Here is a 20,880-nt window from a genome sequence, read left to right as displayed (position 1 = left end):
GGGCAGGTTCATGGCAACACTCCTGGCGAAAGCTGGGCGGGGCGGGCGGATCAGAGGGAATACTCGGTGAAGCGGTGCGCCTTGAAGGGCGCCGGCGCGATGCGCATCTTTCGTGCCGCCGGGTCCATGACGATGGTGGCCACGGTGGCCGACGAGGCACCGCCGGGGCCGGCGCTCGGGCTGCGGCACACGGCGCGCGGCGCGCCGAAGCGGTCCTGCAGCGCGTCGAGCACGTCCTGCTCGGTGAGCAAACCTGCAGCGCGCCTGTTGTGCAGCGCCTCGGTCACGCGGCGGTCGCGGTAGAGCGAATCGGGCGTGGTCTCCAGGCTGCGGTCGACCACGCGCGCCAGCGCCGCCGGGGTCTTGAAGTGGTTGGCGTGCACCAGGATGCCGCCTTCGGGCTGCTGCCAGAACACCTGCTCGGGGCAGGTCTCCAGGCTCACGGCCTCGCCCTCGGCGTGCGTGATGATCATGTTGTTGGAGATCGAGCGCGCGCTGCGGCACACCACGCCCAGCGCGTTGGCGTACAGCGTCGACTGCAGGATGCCGCGGCGGATCAGCGCCAGCGGCACGCCCTGCTGCTTGCCGTCGTTGTCGGCCTTGATGAAGTTGCCGGTGACGGCGATGCCCGCGCTGTTGAGCCCCGCGCGTGCCAGCGTGCCGGCCTCGGCGAAGGTGAGCATGGCCGGGCCTTCGTCCGGCTGGATGCGCAGCACCACGCCGAGTTCGAGGCTTTCGACGCGCCAGTCCCAGTTCTGCGCATGGATGAGCTTGCCGTCGCGCGCGGCCGAGGGCATGACGACCACGCCGGTGCAGCCGTCGGGCGGTTCGGTGGCTTCGAGCTGCTGGAAGGCGTAGAGCATTTCGCTGCGCGCGTTGAGCGCCACGATGTCCTCGGCCGGCACGCCCGCGCCTTCACCCACGCCCTCGATCTCGCGCAGCATGCCGGCGTCGAAGGCCTCGACCATCGGCATGAAGCGGCGTGCCAGCGCGCGCGTGCGCTCCCAGCTCAGGCCCACGCGCTCGAAGGCGGCGCGGTAGGTGCGCAGGCTCAGGTCGATGCGGTCGCCCGCGGCGCGGCCGTACTGGCGCCCGCGCTGCTGCGCGTCGCCTTCGATGTCGTACAGGGGGAATGATTCGATGTCCATGGTGTGTCTTGTCTCCGGGGCTTGTCTTGTGTGTGCGATGCGGCCTGAGGTGCTCAGGCTGCCGTGTCGGTGGCTTGTGCGGTCTGCGCGATGGCGGCGCGCAGGCTGTCGATGATCTGGTCGATGTGCCGGCGCTCCAGCGTGAACGGCGGCGACAGCGCGATGGTGTCGCCCACCGAGCGCACCAGCACGCCGCTTTCGTCCAGGCAATGTTGCGCCACCGCCTGCGCATGCGTGCCGGGGCCCGAGGCCCAGCCTTGCAGCTCGATGCCGGCCAGCAGGCCGACGTTGCGCACGTCGATCACGCCCGGCAGGCCGCGCAGGCTGTGCAGGCCGTCTTCGAAATAGGGCGACAGCTCGGCGGCGCGGGCGATCAGGCCGTCTTCGGTGTAGGCGTCGAGCGTGGCCATGGCGGCGGCGCAGGCCAGCGGATGGCCCGAGTAGGTGTAGCCGTGCGAGAGCTCGACCGCGCTCACGCTGCCGTGCATGAAGGCGTCGTGCACCGCGCCGCGCATGAGCACCGCGCCCATGGGCACGGCGCCGTTGGTCAGGCCCTTGGCGGTGGTGATGAGGTCGGGCGTCACGCCGAACAGGTCGGACGCGAAGTTGCTGCCCACGCGCCCGAAGCCGGTGATGACCTCGTCGAAGATCAGCAGGATGCCGTGCCTGTCGCAAATTTCGCGCAGGCGCTTCAGGTAGCCGCGCGGCGGCGGCAGCACGCCCGTGGAGCCGGCCACGGGCTCGACGATCACGGCGGCGATGGTCGAGGCGTCGTGCAATGAAACCAGCGCCTCGAGCGCGTCGGCCTTGTCGATGCCGTGCGGCGGCTCGCCGCGCGAGAAGGCGTTGCGCGCCAGGTCGAGCGTGTGCGGCAGGTGGTCCACGCCGTTGAGCAGCGGCCCGAAGGTGCTGCGCTGGCGCCCGATGCCGCCCACCGAGATGCCGCCGAAGCCCACGCCGTGGTACGAGCGCTCGCGCCCGATGAGCCGGTAGCGGCCCGCGTCGCCGCGCGCCCGGTGGTAGGCCACGGCGATCTTCAGCGCGGTGTCGACCGACTCCGAGCCCGAGTTGGTGAAGAACACGTGGTCCATGCCGGCCGGCGCCATCTGCGTGAGGCGCTGCGCCAGCGTGAAGGCGGCGGGGTGGCCGATCTGGAAGTTGGAGGCGTAGTCGAGCACGTCGATCTGCGCCTTCATCGCCGCGCTGACCCGCGGGTTGCGGTGCCCGGCGTTCACGCACCACAGGCCGGCGATGGCGTCGAGCACGCGGCGGCCATCGGCCAGGTCGTAGTGCAGGCCCTCGCTGCCGACGATGAGGCGCGGCGCTTGCTTGAACTTGCGGTTGGGCGTGAAGGGCATCCAGAACGCGTCGAGCGAACCGGGTGGCGTTGTCAGGGTATCGGCGGAAGCCACGGTTTTTTCTCCTTGGGAAACGACCCGTCGTCCGGGTCGGCGTGGGGCCGATCTTGAAATCCAAATTGTATTTTTGGCGTGAGATGTACATGGTTTTTTAGGGCCAAAAATACAAAGAACCCGCGATGATCGGCACCCAGCCCGTGTTTCCGGAGACCCATGGATGGCCCCGCAGCAGCAGATGCAGACGCAGATGGACAACAAGTCGGTCCCGCCGCTCACCCAGCGCGTGAGCCGCTACATCCTCGACCAGGCCCTGGCCGGCGGCTACGAGAACGGCCGCCACATGACCGAGACCGACCTCGCGGGCCGGCTTGGCATTTCGCGCACGCCGGTGCGCGCCGCGCTGCGCCTCTTGCATGAGCGTGCGCTGCTGGCGCACGTGCCCAACCGCGGCTACACGCTGGTGGCCGACCGCGAGGCGCTCGACCGCGCACGCCGCGAGATGCCGGAAGACGAGGAGAAGACGCTCTATTACCGCGTGCTGCGCGACCGCCTCGCGGGCAAGCTGCCGACGCGCGTCAACGAACTCGAACTGGCCCAGACCTACGGCGTGCCGCGCCCGCTGCTGCGCAACGTGATGACCACGCTGCTGCAGGACGGCGTGCTGCGCGGTCGCCACTACCAGCGCTGGGAGTTCACCGAAACCCTCGACTCGGTCGAGAGCGAGCGCGAGAGTTACCGCTTTCGCCTGGTGGTGGAATGCGCGGCGCTGCGTGAGCCGGGCTTCAAGGTCGAGCACGAGCGGCTGCTCGCTTGCCGCGAACAGCAGCAGACCTTGCTGACGCATGCCTCGCGCCATTCGTGGATGGAGTTCTTCGAGGCCAACGCGCAGTTCCACGAGCTGCTGGCCAGCGCCTCGGGCAACCGCTTCATCCTCGATGCGGTGAAGCAGCAGAACCGGCTGCGCCGCATCTCCGACTTGTCGGACTACCCGCTCGTGAACATCGACCTGCTGCGCAAGTCGTGCCGCGAGCACCTGCAGATCCTCGATGCGGTCGAGGAGAACAAGCTCGAAGTCGCCGCCAAGCACATGCACGCCCACCTGAGCCGTGCCAGCGACATCCTGGAGCGCCGCGTGATGGGCGACCTGGATGCGCTCGGCGACTGAGCCACGACACCGCTATGACCACCCCAGAAACGACGGCCCCCGATGCCGCGCTGGCCGACGGCTGGCGCGATGGTTTTCCCACGGCGGGCACCGCGGTGCAGCGCCCGCGCGAACGCCCGATCTTCCAGGCGCCCGAGAACCGCTGGGCCTTCTCGCACTTGCGCGAGCTGCAGCCGACGCGCAACGTGTCGCGCGGCACCGGCCCGGTGTCGGTGCTGCCGCGCGCCGAGCGGCCAGAGCTCGACACGCTGGCCTTCACCTTGCCCGCCGACGGCTCGCGCACCGACTGGCACAGCGCGCTCACAACGATCTGCGCCGACGGCGCGGTGGTGCTGCACCGCGGGCGCATCGTGTACGAGCGCTACTTCGGCGCGCTCGACGAACACGGGCAGCACATGGCGATGTCGGTCACCAAGTCGGTCGTCGGGACGGTCGGCGCGATGCTCGCGGCCGAGGGCGCGCTCGACGAACACGCGCAGGTGCGGCACTACATCCCCGAGCTGGCGACGAGCGCCTTCGGCCACGCCGCCGTGCGCCAGGTGATGGACATGACGACGGGCATCGACTACTCAGAGGACTACACCGACCCCGAGGCCGGCGTGTGGAAGCACGCGCGCGCGGGCCAGCTGCTGCCGCGCCCCGTGGGCTACGCGGGCGCCGAGGGCTACCGCCAATTCCTGCAGACCGTGCAGGGGCAGGGCACGCACGGCGAGGCCTTTGCCTACCGCACCGTCAACACCGACGTGCTGGGCTGGCTCATCAGCCGCGTGGCCGGCCAGCCGCTGGCGCGGGTGCTGGGCGAGCGCATCTGGTCGCGCCTGGGCGCCGAGCAGGACGCGGCCTTTGCCGTGGACGGGCAGGGCGCCGAGTTCGCGGGCGGCGGCCTGTGCACCGGCCTGCGCGACCTGGCGCGGCTGGGCGAAATGATGCGGCTGGGCGGCGCGTTCAACGGCATGCAGATCGTGCCCGAGGCCGTGGTGGCCGACATCCGCCACTGCGCCGATCCGGCGCGCTTTGCGCTCGCGGGCTACACGCGGCTGGCCGGCTGGAGCTACAGAAACATGTGGTGGGTGGCGCACGACGCGCGCCGTACCTTCACCGCGCAAGGCATCCACGGCCAGGCGCTGCATATCGATCCCGAGGCCGAGATGGTGGTGGCACGTTTTGCCTCGCACCCGCTGGCCGCCAACGCGCACCTGCCGACCTCGATGCACGCCTTTCGCGCGCTGGCCGAGCACCTGATGCGCGGCTGATTTCCGTCTCTTCTCTTTCTATTTTTTCTTCTTCATGCTCACCCAAGTCACGACCAACGCGAGCCTGCAGGCCCGCAAGAACGCCGCCTGCGCGCAGGGCATCGGCACGCTCACGCCGCACTTCACCGCCCGCGCCGACAACGCCGAGCTGTGGGACGTGGAAGGCCGGCGCTTTGTCGACTTTGCCAGCGGCATCGCCACGCTCGCCACCGGCCACCGCCACCCGCGCATCGTGGCGGCCGTGCGTGCGCAGCTCGACGACTTTCATCACACCTGTTTCCACGTCACGCCCTACGAGGAATACGTGGCGCTGTGCGAGCAGTTGAACCGCGTGGTGCCCGGCCCCAGCGCGAAGAAGAGCGCGCTCTTCACGACCGGCGCCGAGGCCATCGAGAACGCGATGAAGGTGGCGCGCGCCGCCACCGGCCGCAGCGGCGTGGTGGCGTTCTCGGGCGCGTTCCACGGCCGCACCTTCATGGGCATGGCGCTCACCGGCAAGGTCGCGCCGTACAAGGCGGGCTTCGGCCCGATGCCGGGTGACGTGTGGCACGTGCCGTTTCCGGCCGCGCCGCTGGGCGTGACGGTGGACGACAGCATCGCGGCGCTCGACCGGCTGTTCAAGACCGACGTCGATCCGCAGCGCGTGGCCGCGATCGTCATCGAGCTGGTGCAGGGCGAGGGCGGCTTCTACGTGGCGCCGCCCGCACTCATGGAGCACCTGCGTGCAGAGTGCGACCGCCACGGCATCCTGCTGGTCGTCGACGAAATCCAGACCGGCTTCGGGCGCACCGGCAAGCTGTTCGCGCTGGAGCACTACGGCATCGAGGCCGACCTGGTCACGACCGCCAAGAGCCTGGCCGGCGGCTTTCCGCTGTCGGCGCTCACGGGACGCGCTGAACTCATGGACGCCACGCGCGTCGGCAGCCTCGGCGGCACCTACGCGGGCAACCCGCTGGCGGTGGCCGCGGCGCTGGAGACGATGCGCGTGATCGAGGACGAAGGGCTGGTCGCACGCGCCCGCATGCTCGGCGAGCGGCTAACTGCCAGCCTCGCGGCACTGCGCACCGAGGTGCCGCGCATCTGCGACGTGCGCGGCCTGGGCGCGATGGTGGCGGTGGAGTTTCGCGATCCGCACAGCGGCGAGCCCGATGCCGAGTTCACGAAGCGCGTGCATGCGGCCGGGCTCGAGCGCGGTCTGCTGCTGCTGACCTGCGGCGTGCACGGCAACGTGGTGCGCTTCCTGTTTCCGCTCACCATTCCCGAAGCGGTTTTTGAAGAAGGGCTGGGGCTGCTGGCCGAATCGATTCGCGCGGCCAACGTCTGAACGACTAACGGCGCGGCGCAATGCCGAGCGTGCGGCAGAAGTCGTAGAAGTCTTCGAGCTGCAGCGACTTGTCGAACACCGCATCGACGCCCGCCGACAGCGCGCCTTCACGCACCTCGGAGGTCGCGTGGTTCATGAACACCACGGTGCGCTGCGCGGGCGACTTGCGTTCCCTCAGGTGGTTGGCCACGGTCAGACCGTTGCCTTGCGCGAGGAACACGTCGATCACGGCGGCGTCCCAGGCGTCAGGGTTCGCGTCGAGCCAGTCGATGGCTTCGTCGCTGCTGCTGGCGGTGGCGACGACTTCGCATCCGGAGAATTCCCTCAGTCCATCGGTCAGGGTGGTGGCGATCAGGGGGTTGTCTTCTATGAGGTAGATGCGGGTCATCGGTGCGTAGCCTGGAAATGAAATGCGTCGGCTCGTCTGCGCTTGTGGCGCGGGTTTGCCGGGCCGGTCCATTGTCACGAGGCGAAGGCGGGACGGAGTCGGACAACGCCGCCACATGGCGTCCCCCGCGCACGCGAAAGCGCTGTTTGTGCATTGCATCACTGGCGTACAAGACGCGGGCGCGGGGCGTACCTATCGTGCGGGGCTTCTTTGACTCCGTCACGACAGGTTGTTCGATGTCGCGTTCTTCATCTTCCTTCGCTCCACCTTTCACCGCTTCGGGCCGCAGCGCGCTCGTGCAGGCGCCGCCGTGGCACTACGCCGGGTGGCTGGTCAACGTGGGCTTCTCGTTCGATGCCGCACGCGGCGCGGCGCTGGTGCCGCCAGAGGTCGGCGTGGCCACGGGCCATGGCTGCGTGCATTTCGCCGACTGGCAATCGTGCGGCGACGACGGGCGCGAAATGCTCGACCCCGTGTACGCGCAGTACCGCGAGACCATCGTGGTGCTCGAGATCGAGCCGGCGCGCGGCGACACCTCGCGCCGCTGCTTCTACTGCCCGCTCATCTACGTCGACCAGGACATCTCGATGCTGCGCGGCTGGCTGCAGGGCTGGCCCAAGAAGATCGGCCAGACCTGGCTCACGCGCAGCCTGCCGCTGATCCATCCGGCTGCGGCGCCGATGGCGGCCGGCAGCCGGCTCGGCGCGAGCCTCAGCGTGAAGGAGCGGCGGCTGGTGGATGCCACGGTCACGCTGTCGGGCGAGGCGAGCGGGCCGCTCGGCTTCCTGGCCGCGCCCACCATCGGCGCCATCGGCTGGCCCGACCTGACGCAGCCGGGCAGCGCGGCGGTGCCGCGTTACCTGCGGGCCGACATCATCGACCGCGTCGAAACGGGCTGGGTGCGGGGCGAGGCCACGCTGCGCTTTCACGAGCATCCGGTGGAGGAGCTCGCGCTGCTCGGCCCCGTGCAGGCGACGCAGGCCAGCGCGGGCTGGATGGGCCTCACGGTGCGCGGCGCGATCGCGGTGTGAGGAGGGCGCTGCCTCCTGCGGGTAGCTGCGCTACCCTCGGCGGGCCATGACGCTTCCCGCCCCGACGACCTCGCACGTGATCGGCCTGCCGCTGGCCGACGGCACGCCGGTCGAGGTGATGTTCGCGGGCGATCCCAAGGCGCACTTCACACTGCACTGGCATGCCGAGTGGAGCGTGGGCGCGATCGCCGAAGGCCGCTGCGAGTTCGTCTGCGCCGGCGCGCCCCGCACCGCGCAGGCCGGCGAGCTGGTGCTGATGCCGCCGTTCGCACTGCACACCGCCGGCGTGAGCGCGCAGGGCTTTCGCATGGTGATGCTGTACGTGCCGCACGCCTGGGTGGCGGCGCGAATGGGGTGGCCAATTGGTCGGCGCGGGTCGCTGCGGCAGGAGGTCTGGCGCGACGAGGCGAGCGTCGATGCGCTCGCGCAAGCGGCATCGGCGAAGGACGGTGCGCGCATCGGCGCGCTGCTCGACGGCATCTTCCGCACGCAGACGACCGAGCCGCTCGTGGCGGTCGCGCGGGCCGCGGGCGATGCGCGCGTCGAGGCCGTGTGCGACCTGCTCGCGACCGAGGACGCCTGCCGCATCGAACCCACGTCGCTCGCCGAACGGCTCGGCGTGTCGCGCGAGCACTTCCATCGCCTGTTCCGCGCGGCGGTCGGCATGGCGCCGGCGCAGTACGCACGGCTGGCGCGCATCGCCCGCGCCAAGGTGCTGCTGCGCGAAGGCCATGCGCCCGCCGAGGTGGCCGCGCAATGCGGCTTTGCCGACCAGGCGCATTTCTCGCGCTGGTTCCGCCGCTGCTTCGGCGTGACGCCGGGGAACTACCGGGCAGGCGGCTCGCCAAAAACCGTCGCGTGAGAAACTACGCCCCCGAGCGAGCGTCCCGCGTATGAACGACAAGTCCTTGAATCTGAAAGAAAAAATCATCTCCGTCGCGCCCATGATGGATTGGACCGACAGGCATTGCCGCGTCTTCCACCGCCTCATGACGCGCCACGCATTGCTCTACACGGAGATGGTGACCACCGGCGCGCTGATCCACGGCGACGTGCCGCGCCACCTGCGCTTTCATGAAGAAGAACACCCTGTCGCGTTGCAGCTCGGCGGCAGCGAGCCGCATGACCTAGCGCACTGCGCCAAGCTCGGCGAAGAGTGGGGCTACGACGAGATCAACCTGAACTGCGGCTGCCCGAGCGAGCGCGTGCAGCGCGGCGCGTTCGGGGCCTGCCTCATGAACGAGCCGCAGCTGGTGGCCGATTGCGTGAAGGCGATGGTCGACGTGGTCGATGTGCCGGTCACGGTGAAGCACCGCATCGGCATCGACAAGATCGAGAGCTACGAGTTCGTGCGCGACTTCGTCGGCGCGGTGAGCGAGGCCGGTTGCGGCACCTTCATCGTGCATGCGCGCAACGCCTGGCTGCAGGGCCTGAGCCCGAAGCAGAACCGCGAGATTCCGCCGCTTCGCTACGCGCTGGTGCACCGCCTGAAGCACGACTTTCCGGCGCTGCAGTTTTCGATCAACGGCGGCATCGCCACCAACGCGCAGGTGCACGAGCACCTGCGGCTGCTCGACGGCGCCATGATCGGCCGCGAGGCGTACCACAACCCCTGGTGGCTGGCCGAATGGGACGCCGAGTTCTACGGCGACACCCCGCAGACGCTCACGCGCGAGGACATCGAGGCGCAGATGTGCGACTACATGGTCCGCGAGGCGGCCGAACACGGCACCAACTGGTGGTCGATCGCGCGCCACATGCTGGGCCTGCGCAACGGCCTGCCCGGCGCGCGCCGCTGGCGCCAGGTCTGGAGCGACCACCGCCTGAAGACCCGCCCGCCGCACGAAGTGATGGCGCTGGCGCACGAACCTGCCGCCCAGGCCGCCTGAATTTCGGCCTTGCCGCCCCGACTTTGTAGACAGTCAACACAATTGAGCGAAGTTGACGCTCGATGGAACACAGTTTCATGACAATGCAACAACAAGTGTGAGCGAAGCACCTGTTTTTGCTCAAGAATAAGGCGGTCAGGGAAACAAGAAAAAGGTTCTGTCTTATGAGTGAAGCTGCAGGCAGCAAGGAAGAAGTCAGTGCGCTTGCCAGGGGGTTGTCGCTGCTGAAGGTCATCGGGATGGCGGCAGCGCCCGTCGGAAACCGGGAATTGGCCGACACCACCGGCATTCCGAAGGCCACGGTGTCGCGCCTCACGGCGACGTTGGTGGGGGCGGGGTATCTGCGGCAGTCGCAAGACAGCGAGCGTTTCAGCCTGGGGCCGGTGTTGCTCGACATGAGCAGCCGCTACCTGCGCAATTTCGACCTGAGGGCGCTGGCGCGTCCCCATCTGAGCAACCTGGCCGAACTGTCGGGCGCCAGCATCCACATGGCGGTGCGCGACGACCTGGACATGCTGGTCATCGATTCGCTGCGCCCGCGCTCGGCGCTCATCAGCTCCCGCATCGACGTCGGCTCGCGCATGTCCATCGCCACCTCGGCCTCCGGCCGCGCCTACATCGGCGCCTTGCCCGGGCCCGAGCAGTCGGCATTGCTGGAGCAGATCCGCCTCGAAACCGGTGAGAACTGGCACGCCATCGAGCCGCGCCTCATGGCCAGCCTCGAAGAGCACGCCCGCCTGGGCTACTGCACCTCCTTCGGCGAATGGAACCCCCAGATCCACGCCCTGGGCTTCGCGCTCGAAGGCCCGCGCGGCGAACGCTACGGCGTGAGCTGCGGCGGCCCCGCCTACCTGCTGCCGAGGGAAGCCATGCTCAGCCGTGTCGCTCCGCGCATGCTGGAAATTGCCCAGCGCATCGCGACAGAGGCCGGCACCCTCACGCTAGGCTGAAAAAGCGAATAGACCGCGCCCGAAGGGCGCCGGTCACCTTCGTGGGACGCCGCGGAACCGGCTCTGCCGGGCCGCAGGCGTCGCCCCCGGAAGGGGGTTGGCGAAGCGACACGAAGTGCGCGAAGCCTGGGGGTGAACCTAGACCGCGGCTTCGAGGCCGTTGAGGAAGTGCTCGCGCATGCGCGCCATGGCCGTGGCGGCGTCGCGCGCCTCGATGGCCGCCATCACCGCGCGGTGCTCCGCCAGCGACTCGCCAATGCGCCCCGCCTTCAGCAGCGAGTTGTGGCGATTCAACTTCATCACCTTGCGAAGGTCGGCCACCATCTGGTCGCGCCACTTGTTGTTGGCAATGGCCAGCAGGCTCATGTGGAAGCGCTCGTTCACCGCAAAGAAGTGCTCGCGGTCTTCCTTGCCCGGGGCGGCGGCGGCTTCCAGCTCGGCGTGCAGCGCCTTCAGTTCGGCGCGCTGGGCGTCGGTGGCGCGCTCGGCCACCACGCCGGCGGCGTCGCTCTCCAGCAGCGAGAGCAGGTGGTACACATCGGCCAAATCTTGTTCCGACACCTCGGTGACGTACGCGCCGCGCCGCACCTTCATCGTCACCAGCCCTTCGGCGGCCAGCACCTTCAGCGCCTCGCGCAGGGGCGTGCGGCTGATGCCGTATTCCTCGGCCAGCTTGAGTTCGTCGATCCAGCTGCCGGGCTCCAGCTCGCGGCGGAAGATCCGTTGGCGCAGGAGCTCGGCCACCTCTTCATAGAGGGCGCGGGGGGTCAGGGTGACGGCGGACATGGGCTGCACTGTACTTCAAAAAATGCGTTTGAATTAATAATTACGGATGGGTTAGACTTGTGAACGGCTTGCAAATCCGTGCAAGCGACCTTGCGAATCCCGTCAGACCACCGCCTGGAGCGGCGCCTTCCATGAGCAGCAGCACACCCGAACCCACCTACAAGCCGGCCGATCTCGACGCCTGGGCCAAGTCCGCCGCCAAGTCGGCGCCCGGCGGCGACGTGAATGCGCTGAACTGGATCACGCCCGACGGCATCAGCGTGAAGCCGCTGTACACCGCGACCGACCTGCAAGGCCTGAAGTACACCGACACGCTGCCCGGCTTCGAGCCCTACCTGCGCGGCCCGCAAGCCACCATGTACGCGGTGCGCCCCTGGACCATCCGCCAGTACGCCGGCTTCTCCACCGCCGAAGAATCGAACGCGTTCTATCGCAAGGCCCTGGCCGCCGGCGGGCAGGGCGTGAGCGTGGCCTTCGACCTGGCCACCCACCGCGGCTACGACAGCGACCATCCGCGCGTGACCGGCGACGTCGGCAAGGCCGGCGTGGCGATCGACTCGGTCGAGGACATGAAGATCCTGTTCGACCAGATCCCGCTCGACAAGGTGAGCGTGTCCATGACGATGAACGGCGCCGTGCTGCCGGTGCTCGCGGGCTACGTGGTCGCGGCGGAAGAGCAGGGCGTGGCGCAAGACCAGCTGAGCGGAACCATCCAGAACGACATCCTCAAGGAGTTCATGGTCCGCAACACGTACATCTTTCCGCCGGCGCCGAGCATGCGGATCATTGGCGACATCATCGAGTACACGGCGCAGAAGATGCCGAAGTTCAACTCGATCTCGATCAGCGGCTACCACATGCAGGAAGCCGGCGCCAACCAGGCGCTGGAGCTCGCCTTCACGCTGGCCGACGGCAAGGAATACGTGAAGACCGCGCTGGCCAAGGGCCTCGACGTCGACGGCTTTGCCGGCCGCCTGAGCTTCTTCTGGGCCATCGGCATGAACTTCTATCTGGAAGTGGCCAAGATGCGCGCGGCGCGCCTCCTGTGGTGCCGCATCATGAAGGAGTTCAACCCCAAGAACCCCAAGAGCCTGATGCTGCGCACGCACTGCCAGACGTCTGGCTGGTCGCTCACCGAGCAGGACCCGTACAACAACGTGGTGCGCACCACCATCGAGGCGATGGCCGCGGTGTTCGGCGGCACGCAGTCGCTGCACACCAACGCGCTCGACGAAGCCATTGCGCTGCCCACCGAGTTCAGCGCGCGCATCGCGCGCAACACGCAGCTCATCATCCAGGAAGAGACGCACATCACGAACGTGATCGATCCCTGGGCCGGCAGCTACATGATGGAGAAGCTCACGCAGGACATGGCCGACGCCGCCTGGACCATCATCGAAGAGGTCGAGGCGATGGGCGGCATGACCAAGGCCGTGGACAGCGGCTGGGCCAAGCTCAAGATCGAGGCCGCCGCCGCCGAGAAGCAGGCGCGCATCGACTCGGGCAAGGACGTGATCGTCGGCGTCAACAAGTACAAGCTCAAGAACGAAGACGCGATCGACAGCCTGTCGATCGACAACGTCAAGGTGCGCGAGCAGCAGGTGGCGCGCCTGCAGAGCATCCGCGCCTCGCGCGACAACGCCAAGGTGCAGGCCGCGCTGGACGCGCTCACCGAAGCCGCCGAAAGCAACACCGGCAACCTGCTGGCGCTGAGCATCGACGCGGTGCGTGCGCGTGCCACCGTCGGCGAGATTTCCGACGCCCTCGAAAAATCCTTCGGCCGCCATCGCGCCGACACGCAGAAGGTGACCGGTGTGTACGCTGCCGCCTATGACTCGGCCGAAGGCTGGGAAAACCTCAAGACCGAGATCAACGCGTTCGCCGAGGCGCAGGGCCGCCGCCCGCGCGTGATGATTTCCAAGCTGGGACAGGACGGGCACGACCGCGGCGCAAAGGTCGTCGCCACCGCGTTCGCCGACCTGGGCTTCGACGTCGACATGGGCCCGCTGTTCCAGACGCCCGAAGAGTGCGCGCGCCAGGCCATCGAGAACGACGTGCATGCCGTGGGCGTGAGCACGCTCGCCGCCGGCCATAAGACCCTCGTGCCGGCCATCATCGAAGAACTGCGCAAGCAGGGCGCGGACGACATCATCGTCTTCGTCGGCGGCGTGATTCCGCGCCAGGACTACGACTTCCTGTACGAAGCCGGCGTCAAGGGCATCTACGGCCCGGGCACGCCCATCCCGGCCAGCGCCAAGGACGTGCTGGAGCAGATCCGCGCGGCCGTCGCAGTCTGAGACGAAGCGACGTGGGCGATCTCTTGTCGCGGCTGTCGCTGCAGCCCGTGGATTCCAGCGATTTCGAAGACATGCTGGCCGTGCGCATCGATGCGATGCGTCCGAGCCTGGAGCGGGTCGGCCGTTTCGACCTCACGCGCTCGCGCGAGCGCCTGTCGGCCGGTTTCGTGGTGCCGTACATGCACCACATCGTGCTCGACGGTGAGCAGCGCCTGGGCTTCATCACGCTCAAGCCCGAGGACGCGGATGCGCTGCGCCTCGATCACCTGTACCTGCGCACCGGCTTCCAGGGGCGCGGCATCGGCGAATGGGCGCTGCGCTGGGCCAAGGCGCAGGCGCGCGAACAGAAGCTGGACATCAAGCTCACCGCGCTCGTGCAGAGCGACGCCAACCGCTTCTACCAGCGGCACGGCTTCGTGCTCGAAGGCGAGGAGGGCGTCGACCTGCACTACCGCTGGCGCGTGGCGTCGGAGGCCGCGTGCTGAGCACCGTCGGCGCGCTCGAACGCGCGCTGGCCGATGCGCCGGGCATGGCGCAGCGGCGTGCCATCGCCAAGGCGATCACGCTGCTCGAATCGACGCGCGCCGACCACCGCGCGCAGGCGGACGAACTGCTCACGGCGCTGCTGCCGCGCACCGGCCAGTCGTTCCGCCTGGGCATCTCGGGCGTGCCCGGCGTGGGCAAGTCGACCTTCATTGAAACGCTGGGCCTGCTGCTGATCGGCAAGGGCCACCGCGTGGCCGTGCTCACGATCGACCCGTCGTCCACCGTCTCGGGCGGCTCCATCCTGGGCGACAAGACGCGCATGGAGCGCCTGTCGGTGCACGAGCGCGCCTACATCCGGCCCAGCCCGTCCAGCGGCACGCTCGGCGGCGTGGCCGAGAAGACGCGCGAGGCCATGCTGGTCTGCGAGGCCGCGGGCTACGACATCGTGATCGTCGAGACCGTGGGCGTGGGCCAGAGCGAAACGGCCGTGGCCGGCATGACCGACATGTTCGTGCTGCTGCAGCTGCCCAACGCGGGCGACGACCTGCAGGCGATCAAGAAGGGCGTGATGGAACTGGCCGACCTGGTCGCCATCAACAAGGCCGACATCGACCGCGACGCCGCCACGCGCGCGCAGGCGCAGATCACCTCGGCGCTGCGCCTGTTCGGCCACCAGGGCAACCCCGACCACGCGCACGCCGTGCACGACGCCCACAGCGGCGTGGAGCGCCGCTTCTGGCTGCCCAAGGTGCTGCAGCTGAGCGCGCTCGCCGGCACCGGCGTCGACGCCTTCTGGGACGCCGTGCTCGAATTCAAGGCGCTGCAGACCGCCAACGGCAAGCTCGCGAAGCGCCGCGAAAAGCAGGCCACCGCGTGGATGTGGGAACGCATCGACGCCGGGCTCAAGCAGGCATTCCGCCAGCACGCGCAGGTGCGCGAGCTGCTGCCGCAACTCACGCAGCAGGTGGCCCAGGGCAGCCTGCCGGCCTCGACGGCGGCGCGCCAGCTGCTCGCCGCGGCCGCCATCACCGCCCGGGTGTGACATCCCGGCCCCCCAAGACTCTCCCAGCAATCCAGAACCACAGCTTCGGAAGCACACCATGCAAGAACTGATCGAACAACTCGAAAAGAAGCGCGCCCAGGCGCGACTCGGCGGCGGGCAGAAGCGCATCGACGCGCAGCACGCCAAGGGCAAGCTCACGGCGCGCGAGCGCATCGAGCTGCTGCTCGACGACGGCACGTTTGAAGAGTGGGACATGTTCGTCGAGCACCGCTCGGTCGACTTCGGCATGGCCGAGCAGAAGATCCCCGGCGACGGCGTGGTCACGGGCTACGGCATGATCAACGGCCGCCTCGTGTTCGTGTTCAGCCAGGACTTCACCGTCTTCGGCGGCGCGCTCAGCGAAGCTCACGCCGAGAAGATCTGCAAGGTGATGGACCAGGCCATGAAGGTCGGCGCACCGGTCATCGGCCTGAACGATTCGGGCGGCGCGCGCATCCAGGAAGGCGTGGCGTCGCTGGGCGGCTATGCCGACGTGTTCCAGCGCAACGTGATGGCCTCGGGCGTGGTGCCGCAGATCAGCATGATCATGGGCCCGTGCGCGGGCGGCGCCGTGTACTCGCCCGCCATGACCGACTTCATCTTCATGGTGAAGGACAGCAGCTACATGTTCGTCACCGGCCCCGAGGTGGTGAAGACCGTGACGCACGAGAGCGTGACGGCCGAAGAGCTCGGCGGTGCCATCACCCACACCACGCGCAGCGGCGTGGCCGACATGGCGTTCGAGAACGACGTCGAGGCGCTGATGATGCTGCGCCGCCTGTACAACTACCTGCCGCTGAACAACCGCGAGAAGCCGCCGGTGCGCCTGGGCAACGACGGCCAGGGCGACCCGGCCGACCGCCCCGACTACTCGCTGGACACGCTGGTGCCCGACAACCCGAACAAGCCCTACGACATCAAGGAACTGATCCTGAAGGTGGTGGACGACGGCGACTTCTTCGAGCTGCAGCCCGACTACGCGAAGAACATCGTGATCGGTTTCGCGCGCATGGAAGGCCAGACGGTCGGCATCGTGGCCAACCAGCCGCTGGTGCTGGCGGGTTGCCTGGACATCAAGAGCAGCATCAAGGCCGCGCGCTTCGTGCGCTTTTGCGATGCCTTCAACATTCCCGTCATCACCTTCGTCGACGTGCCCGGCTTCATGCCCGGCACCGGCCAGGAGTACGGCGGCATCATCAAGCACGGCGCCAAGCTGCTGTACGCGTACGCCGAGTGCACGGTGCCCAAGATCACCGTCATCACGCGCAAGGCCTACGGCGGCGCGTACGACGTGATGGCCTCCAAGCACCTGCGCGGCGACGTCAACCTGGCCTGGCCGCGCGCCGAGATCGCGGTGATGGGCGCCAAGGGCGCGGTGGAGATCATCTTCCGCGAAGACAAGAACGACCCCGAGAAGCTCGCCGCCCGCGAGGCCGAATACAAGGCCCGCTTCGCCAACCCGTACGTGGCCGGCGCGCGCGGCTACATCGACGACGTGATCCTGCCGCACGAGACGCGCAAGCGCATCTGCCGCTCGCTCGTGATGCTGCGCGAGAAGAAGCTCGAGAACCCGTGGCGCAAGCACGGAAACATTCCGCTCTGAGCCGCACGGAGAAAGAAGAACATGTTCAAGAAGATCCTGATCGCCAACCGTGGCGAAATCGCCTGCCGCGTGATTCAAACGGCCAAGAAGATGGGCATCCTGACCGTCGCCGTCTACTCCGACGCCGACAAGGAAGCCCGCCACGTCGAGCTGGCCGACGAGGCCGTGCACATCGGCGCCGCGCCCAGCCGAGAGAGTTATCTGCAGGCCGACCGCATCATCGCGGCCTGCAAGAAGACCGGCGCCGAAGCCGTGCACCCGGGCTACGGCTTCCTGTCGGAGAACGAAGCCTTTGCGCGCAAGGTCGAGGAAGAGGGCATTGCCTTCATCGGCCCGAAGCACTATTCGATCGCGGCCATGGGCGACAAGATCGCCTCGAAGAAGCTCGCGAACGAAGCCCAGGTCAACACCATTCCCGGCTGGAACGACGCCATCGAGACGGCCGAGCGCGCCGTCGAGATCGCCAAGGACATCGGCTACCCGGTGATGATCAAGGCCTCGGCCGGCGGCGGCGGCAAGGGCCTGCGCGTGGCCTTCAACGACAAGGAAGCCTTCGAGGGTTTCACTTCTTGCCGCAACGAGGCGCGCAATTCCTTCGGCGACGACCGTGTGTTCATCGAGAAGTTCGTCGAGGAGCCGCGCCACATCGAGATCCAGGTGCTGGGCGATTCGCACGGCAACGTCATCTACCTGAACGAGCGCGAGTGCTCCATTCAGCGTCGCCATCAGAAGGTGATCGAGGAGGCGCCGTCGCCCTTCATCACCGACGCCACGCGCAAGGCGATGGGCGAGCAGGCCGTGGCGCTGGCCAAGGCCGTGAAGTACCAGAGCGCGGGCACGGTGGAGTTCGTGGTCGGCAAGGACCAGAGCTTCTACTTCCTGGAGATGAACACGCGCCTGCAGGTGGAGCACCCGGTAACGGAGTGCATCACCGGCCTGGACCTGGTCGAGCTGATGATCCGCGTGGCGGCCGGCGAGAAGCTGCCGCTGGCGCAGGCCGACGTGAAGCGCGACGGCTGGGCCATCGAGTGCCGCATCAATGCCGAAGACCCGTTCCGCAACTTCCTGCCCTCGACGGGCCGCCTGGTGAAGTTCCAGCCGCCGGCCGAGAGCATGTTCGCGAGCGACACCGGCCACCTGCACGGCGTGCGCGTGGACACCGGCGTGTACGACGGCGGCGAGATCCCGATGTACTACGACTCGATGATCGCCAAGCTCATCGTGCACGGCAAGGACCGCAACGAGGCGATCGCCTTGATGCGCGAGGCGCTCAACGGCTTCGTGATCCGCGGCATCAGCAGCAACATCCCGTTCCAGGCCGCGCTGCTGGCGCACCCGAAGTTCGTGGCCGGCGATTTCAACACCGGCTTCATCGCCGAGCACTACGGCAAGGGCTTCCACGCGGAAGACGTGCCGCATGCCGATCCGGCGTTCCTGGTGGCGCTGGCCGCCTTCGTCAACCGCCGCTACCGCGCGCGCGCCTCGGGCATCAGCGGGCAGCTCGCGGGCCACGGCGTGAAGGTGGGCGAGCAGTTCGTGGTGGTCGAGCTGGGCCCCGAGGGCAAGCACGTGCACCACGCGGTGTCGGTGAGCGACTTCCAGGGCAAGACCGGCGCCAGCGCCGTCACGGTGGGCGACAAGCGCTACCAGATCGAGAGCGACTTCGCGCTGGGCGCGGTGCGCGTGCAGGGCACGGCCAACGGCAAGCCCTTCACGGCGCAGGTGGAGCGCGGCGCGGGCAAGAACCCGCTGGCGCTGCGCGTGTCGCACGACGGCACGCAGATCGAGACCATGGTGCTGTCGCCGCTGGGTGCGCGCCTGCTCGAGCTGATGCCCTACAAGGCACCACCCGACCTGAGCAAGTTCCTGATGTCGCCGATGCCGGGCCTTCTGGTCGAGGTGTCGGTGCAGCCGGGGCAGCAGGTCCAGGCCGGCGAGAAGCTGGCCGTGATCGAGGCCATGAAGATGGAAAACGTGCTGTTCGCCACGCAGGACGGCGTGGTGGGCAAGATCTCGGCGGCCAAGGGCGAATCGCTCGCCGTCGACCAAATCATTCTGGAGTTCAACTGATGGGTGCCAACGACCTGCAACAGGCAGCAATCACGCTGCACCGCCCGGCCAAGACCGTGGCGACGCCCCAGGGCCCCTGGTCCGTGGAGGCCATCCAGGCGCTGCTGGACAAGCCCTTCATGGAACTGCTGTTCGAGGCGCAGACCGTGCACCGCCGGCATTTCCCCGAGGGCGACATCGAGCTGGCCACGCTGCTGTCGGTGAAGACCGGCGGCTGCCCCGAGAACTGCGGCTACTGCCCGCAGTCGGCCGAGTTCGACACCGGCGTGAAGGCGCAAAAGCTCATGGAGGTCGACGAGGTGGTGCGCGCCGCGCAGGCCGCCAAGGACGCCGGCGCCACGCGCTTTTGCATGGGCGCCGCCTGGCGCGCGCCCAAGGACCGCGACGTCGAGAAGGTGGCGGTGCTGGTCGAGGCCGTGAAGGGCCTGGGCCTGCAGACCTGCGCCACGCTGGGCATGCTGGAGCCGCACCACGCGCAGCAGCTCAAGGCCGCGGGCCTGGACTACTACAACCACAACCTGGACACCGCGCCCGAGTACTACACCGACGTGGTCGACACGCGCACCTACCAGGACCGCCTGGACACGCTGGCGGCCGTGCGCGGTGCCGGCATCAGCGTGTGCTGCGGCGGCATCGTGGGCATGGGCGAGCAGCCGGTGCACCGCGCCGGGCTGATCGCGCAGCTCGCCAACATGGACCCGTACCCCGAGTCGGTGCCGATCAACAGCCTGGTGCGCGTGCCCGGCACGCCACTGGCCGACTCGGAGCCGGTCGATCCCTTCGACTTCGTGCGCATGATCGCCGTGGCGCGCATCACCATGCCGACCGCGCGCGTGCGCCTGTCGGCCGGCCGCCAGCAGATGGGCGAGGCGGTGCAGGCCCTGTGCTTCATGGCCGGCGCCAACTCGATCTTCTACGGCGACAAGCTGCTGGTCACCGGCAACCCCGACGTCGACGCCGACGTGCAGCTGCTGCGCAAGCTCGGCCTGCGCTCGCACCGCACGCAGGAGCAGGCGGAAGAAGGCGGCTGCGCATGACCACGCCGCGTCCCTTCAAGGTGCTGGGCATCCAGCAGATCGCCATCGGCGGCCCCGACAAGCTGCGTCTGCAGAAGCTGTGGGTCGACATGCTGGGGCTCGAGGTGACGGGCACCTTCCGCAGCGAGCGCGAGAACGTCGACGAGGACATCTGCTCGATGGGCAGCGGCCCGTTCAAGGTCGAGGTCGACCTGATGCAGCCGCTGGACCCCGAGAAGAAGCCGGCGGTGCACACCACGCCGCTGAACCACGTCGGCCTGTGGATCGACGACCTGCCCAAGGCCGTCGAATGGCTCACGGCGCAGGGCGTGCGCTTTGCGCCGGGCGGCATCCGCAAGGGCGCGGCCGGCTTCGACATCTGCTTCCTGCACCCCAAGGCCAACGACGAGTTCCCGATTTCGGGCGAGGGCGTGCTGGTCGAGATGGTGCAGGCGCCACCCGAGGTGGTGACGGCCTTCAACGCGCTCGCCGCTACGCGCTGAGCGCCTTGCGCACCGGCGGCTTCACGTCGGCGCGCTGCGGCGGCAGCATCGGGTGGTGCTCGCGCGCCGGGTTCAGGATGATCGAGGTCGCGGTCTCGGTCAGGATGCAGAACTTGGCGAGCACCGCATCGAGGTGCGGCACGTCGATCACGGCGATCTCGAGGATCCAGCTGTCTTCGCCGGTCACGTTGTAGGCGTTGACGCATTCGGGCGTCTCCTGCACCAGCTTCACCACGAGGTCGTAGTCGGCGCGCCCGACGCGGATGATCCCGCGAATGCCGTAGCCCAGCCGCGTGAGGTTCACGGTGGCGCGGTAGCCGGTGATGACGCCGGCGGCTTCCAGCTTTTTCACGCGCTCGGTCACGGCCGGCTGGCTCAGGTGCACGCGGCGGCCCAGCTCGGCCATGCTCAGGCGCGCGTCGGCCTGCAGTTCGGCCAGGATGCGGGTGTCGTGGGCGTCCAGCGTGGGGGTCAAGGTGAAATCCATGGAAGTCCTTTAATTCGACGGTGCGGTGCGGGCAGAACCATGAATTTCGCATGGCTGCCGGCCCATGGCTTTCATACCATGACG

At 68.3% G+C, this 20,880-nt stretch carries 19 protein-coding genes; 14 read left to right on the top strand and 5 right to left on the bottom strand.

The window, feature by feature from the left end:
* Nucleotides 1–50 precede the first annotated feature (50 nt).
* Entirely contained in the window at nucleotides 51–1,148 is a 1,098-nt protein-coding gene (locus AC07Y4_RS26065; RefSeq protein WP_062473189.1) for a C45 family autoproteolytic acyltransferase/hydrolase, read from the bottom strand.
* A gap of 53 nt (nucleotides 1,149–1,201) precedes the next feature.
* Nucleotides 1,202–2,560 carry an omega-aminotransferase AptA gene (gene aptA, locus AC07Y4_RS26060; RefSeq protein ID WP_495275329.1) on the bottom strand — a complete coding sequence of 453 codons (1,359 nt, stop codon included), beginning with the start codon at nucleotides 2,558–2,560 and terminating at the stop codon, nucleotides 1,202–1,204.
* A 163-nt stretch (nucleotides 2,561–2,723) separates the two neighbouring features.
* Between aptA and AC07Y4_RS26055 the strand changes: the two genes are divergently transcribed.
* Genes AC07Y4_RS26055 through gabT form a run of 3 tightly spaced genes read left to right on the top strand, consistent with a single transcriptional unit; the run spans nucleotide 2,724 to nucleotide 6,248 of the window.
* Complete coding sequence (locus AC07Y4_RS26055) at nucleotides 2,724–3,671, top strand: GntR family transcriptional regulator (RefSeq protein WP_492696861.1); 948 nt, start codon at nucleotides 2,724–2,726, stop codon at nucleotides 3,669–3,671.
* Nucleotides 3,672–3,685: 14 nt separating this feature from the next.
* Nucleotides 3,686–4,924, top strand: a complete 1,239-nt coding sequence (locus AC07Y4_RS26050; protein ID WP_495275328.1) for a serine hydrolase domain-containing protein — start codon at nucleotides 3,686–3,688, stop codon at nucleotides 4,922–4,924.
* A 34-nt stretch (nucleotides 4,925–4,958) separates the two neighbouring features.
* Complete coding sequence (gabT, locus tag AC07Y4_RS26045; protein ID WP_495275327.1) at nucleotides 4,959–6,248, top strand: 4-aminobutyrate--2-oxoglutarate transaminase; 1,290 nt, start codon at nucleotides 4,959–4,961, stop codon at nucleotides 6,246–6,248.
* Nucleotides 6,249–6,252: 4 nt separating this feature from the next.
* Here the strand turns inward: gabT and AC07Y4_RS26040 are convergent, their stop codons facing one another.
* Nucleotides 6,253–6,636, bottom strand: a complete 384-nt coding sequence (locus AC07Y4_RS26040; protein ID WP_062473196.1) for a response regulator — start codon at nucleotides 6,634–6,636, stop codon at nucleotides 6,253–6,255.
* 236 nt (nucleotides 6,637–6,872) lie between these two features.
* Here AC07Y4_RS26040 and AC07Y4_RS26035 point away from each other — a divergent pair, with 236 nt between their 5' ends.
* From AC07Y4_RS26035 to AC07Y4_RS26020, 4 genes are all read left to right on the top strand, one after another.
* Complete coding sequence (locus tag AC07Y4_RS26035) at nucleotides 6,873–7,667, top strand: acetoacetate decarboxylase family protein (RefSeq protein ID WP_495275326.1); 795 nt, start codon at nucleotides 6,873–6,875, stop codon at nucleotides 7,665–7,667.
* A 46-nt stretch (nucleotides 7,668–7,713) separates the two neighbouring features.
* Complete coding sequence (locus AC07Y4_RS26030; RefSeq protein WP_495275325.1) at nucleotides 7,714–8,529, top strand: helix-turn-helix transcriptional regulator; 816 nt, start codon at nucleotides 7,714–7,716, stop codon at nucleotides 8,527–8,529.
* A 31-nt stretch (nucleotides 8,530–8,560) separates the two neighbouring features.
* The gene (gene dusA / locus AC07Y4_RS26025; RefSeq protein ID WP_495275324.1) at nucleotides 8,561–9,556 is read left to right on the top strand and encodes a tRNA dihydrouridine(20/20a) synthase DusA; all 996 of its coding nucleotides are present in this window, start codon (nucleotides 8,561–8,563) and stop codon (nucleotides 9,554–9,556) included.
* Nucleotides 9,557–9,720: 164 nt separating this feature from the next.
* Nucleotides 9,721–10,506 carry an IclR family transcriptional regulator gene (locus AC07Y4_RS26020; RefSeq protein WP_495275323.1) on the top strand — a complete coding sequence of 262 codons (786 nt, stop codon included), beginning with the start codon at nucleotides 9,721–9,723 and terminating at the stop codon, nucleotides 10,504–10,506.
* A 138-nt stretch (nucleotides 10,507–10,644) separates the two neighbouring features.
* On the opposite strand, the gene AC07Y4_RS26015 is transcribed toward AC07Y4_RS26020, so the two are convergent.
* Complete coding sequence (locus tag AC07Y4_RS26015; RefSeq protein WP_062473203.1) at nucleotides 10,645–11,292, bottom strand: GntR family transcriptional regulator; 648 nt, start codon at nucleotides 11,290–11,292, stop codon at nucleotides 10,645–10,647.
* Between the two features lie 131 nt (nucleotides 11,293–11,423).
* Here AC07Y4_RS26015 and scpA point away from each other — a divergent pair, with 131 nt between their 5' ends.
* Genes scpA through AC07Y4_RS25980 form a run of 7 tightly spaced genes read left to right on the top strand, consistent with a single transcriptional unit; the run spans nucleotide 11,424 to nucleotide 20,309 of the window.
* On the top strand, nucleotides 11,424–13,589 hold the full coding sequence (gene scpA / locus AC07Y4_RS26010) for a methylmalonyl-CoA mutase (RefSeq protein ID WP_495275322.1): 2,166 nt from the start codon (nucleotides 11,424–11,426) through the stop codon (nucleotides 13,587–13,589).
* An 11-nt stretch (nucleotides 13,590–13,600) separates the two neighbouring features.
* On the top strand, nucleotides 13,601–14,074 hold the full coding sequence (locus tag AC07Y4_RS26005; RefSeq protein WP_062473207.1) for a GNAT family N-acetyltransferase: 474 nt from the start codon (nucleotides 13,601–13,603) through the stop codon (nucleotides 14,072–14,074).
* A gap of 44 nt (nucleotides 14,075–14,118) precedes the next feature.
* Entirely contained in the window at nucleotides 14,119–15,117 is a 999-nt protein-coding gene (gene meaB / locus AC07Y4_RS26000; RefSeq protein WP_369647708.1) for a methylmalonyl Co-A mutase-associated GTPase MeaB, read from the top strand.
* A 58-nt stretch (nucleotides 15,118–15,175) separates the two neighbouring features.
* On the top strand, nucleotides 15,176–16,720 hold the full coding sequence (locus AC07Y4_RS25995; protein ID WP_062473211.1) for an acyl-CoA carboxylase subunit beta: 1,545 nt from the start codon (nucleotides 15,176–15,178) through the stop codon (nucleotides 16,718–16,720).
* A gap of 21 nt (nucleotides 16,721–16,741) precedes the next feature.
* Entirely contained in the window at nucleotides 16,742–18,790 is a 2,049-nt protein-coding gene (accC, locus tag AC07Y4_RS25990) for an acetyl-CoA carboxylase biotin carboxylase subunit (protein WP_095745698.1), read from the top strand.
* Nucleotides 18,790–19,827 (top strand): biotin synthase BioB, encoded by a 1,038-nt coding sequence (gene bioB, locus AC07Y4_RS25985; RefSeq protein ID WP_495275321.1) that lies wholly within the window; start codon nucleotides 18,790–18,792, stop codon nucleotides 19,825–19,827. Before accC ends, bioB begins: the two co-directional genes overlap by 1 nt.
* Nucleotides 19,824–20,309: a VOC family protein gene (locus tag AC07Y4_RS25980; protein ID WP_056580047.1), complete on the top strand. Its 486-nt coding sequence runs from the start codon at nucleotides 19,824–19,826 to the stop codon at nucleotides 20,307–20,309. Before bioB ends, AC07Y4_RS25980 begins: the two co-directional genes overlap by 4 nt.
* Here the strand turns inward: AC07Y4_RS25980 and AC07Y4_RS25975 are convergent.
* On the bottom strand, nucleotides 20,299–20,796 hold the full coding sequence (locus AC07Y4_RS25975; RefSeq protein WP_495275320.1) for an Lrp/AsnC family transcriptional regulator: 498 nt from the start codon (nucleotides 20,794–20,796) through the stop codon (nucleotides 20,299–20,301). The genes AC07Y4_RS25980 and AC07Y4_RS25975 overlap by 11 nt on opposite strands.
* Nucleotides 20,797–20,880: the final 84 nt, after the last annotated feature.

The sequence above is a fragment of the Variovorax sp. GW460-12-1-14-LB1 genome (genome assembly GCF_059423605.1).
This window is presented reverse-complemented; position numbering and strand designations above follow the sequence as displayed.

Coding starts and splice junctions, on each gene's coding strand:
- AC07Y4_RS26065 (WP_062473189.1), bottom strand. CDS start 1,148: ATGGACATCGAATCATTCCCCCTGTACGACATCGAAGGCGACGCGCAG.
- AC07Y4_RS26055 (WP_492696861.1), top strand. CDS start 2,724: ATGGCCCCGCAGCAGCAGATGCAGACGCAGATGGACAACAAGTCGGTC.
- AC07Y4_RS26050 (WP_495275328.1), top strand. CDS start 3,686: ATGACCACCCCAGAAACGACGGCCCCCGATGCCGCGCTGGCCGACGGC.
- gabT (WP_495275327.1), top strand. CDS start 4,959: ATGCTCACCCAAGTCACGACCAACGCGAGCCTGCAGGCCCGCAAGAAC.
- AC07Y4_RS26040 (WP_062473196.1), bottom strand. CDS start 6,636: ATGACCCGCATCTACCTCATAGAAGACAACCCCCTGATCGCCACCACC.
- AC07Y4_RS26035 (WP_495275326.1), top strand. CDS start 6,873: ATGTCGCGTTCTTCATCTTCCTTCGCTCCACCTTTCACCGCTTCGGGC.
- AC07Y4_RS26030 (WP_495275325.1), top strand. CDS start 7,714: ATGACGCTTCCCGCCCCGACGACCTCGCACGTGATCGGCCTGCCGCTG.
- dusA (WP_495275324.1), top strand. CDS start 8,561: ATGAACGACAAGTCCTTGAATCTGAAAGAAAAAATCATCTCCGTCGCG.
- AC07Y4_RS26020 (WP_495275323.1), top strand. CDS start 9,721: ATGAGTGAAGCTGCAGGCAGCAAGGAAGAAGTCAGTGCGCTTGCCAGG.
- AC07Y4_RS26015 (WP_062473203.1), bottom strand. CDS start 11,292: ATGTCCGCCGTCACCCTGACCCCCCGCGCCCTCTATGAAGAGGTGGCC.
- scpA (WP_495275322.1), top strand. CDS start 11,424: ATGAGCAGCAGCACACCCGAACCCACCTACAAGCCGGCCGATCTCGAC.
- meaB (WP_369647708.1), top strand. CDS start 14,119: ATGGCGCAGCGGCGTGCCATCGCCAAGGCGATCACGCTGCTCGAATCG.
- AC07Y4_RS25995 (WP_062473211.1), top strand. CDS start 15,176: ATGCAAGAACTGATCGAACAACTCGAAAAGAAGCGCGCCCAGGCGCGA.
- accC (WP_095745698.1), top strand. CDS start 16,742: ATGTTCAAGAAGATCCTGATCGCCAACCGTGGCGAAATCGCCTGCCGC.
- bioB (WP_495275321.1), top strand. CDS start 18,790: ATGGGTGCCAACGACCTGCAACAGGCAGCAATCACGCTGCACCGCCCG.
- AC07Y4_RS25980 (WP_056580047.1), top strand. CDS start 19,824: ATGACCACGCCGCGTCCCTTCAAGGTGCTGGGCATCCAGCAGATCGCC.
- AC07Y4_RS25975 (WP_495275320.1), bottom strand. CDS start 20,796: ATGGATTTCACCTTGACCCCCACGCTGGACGCCCACGACACCCGCATC.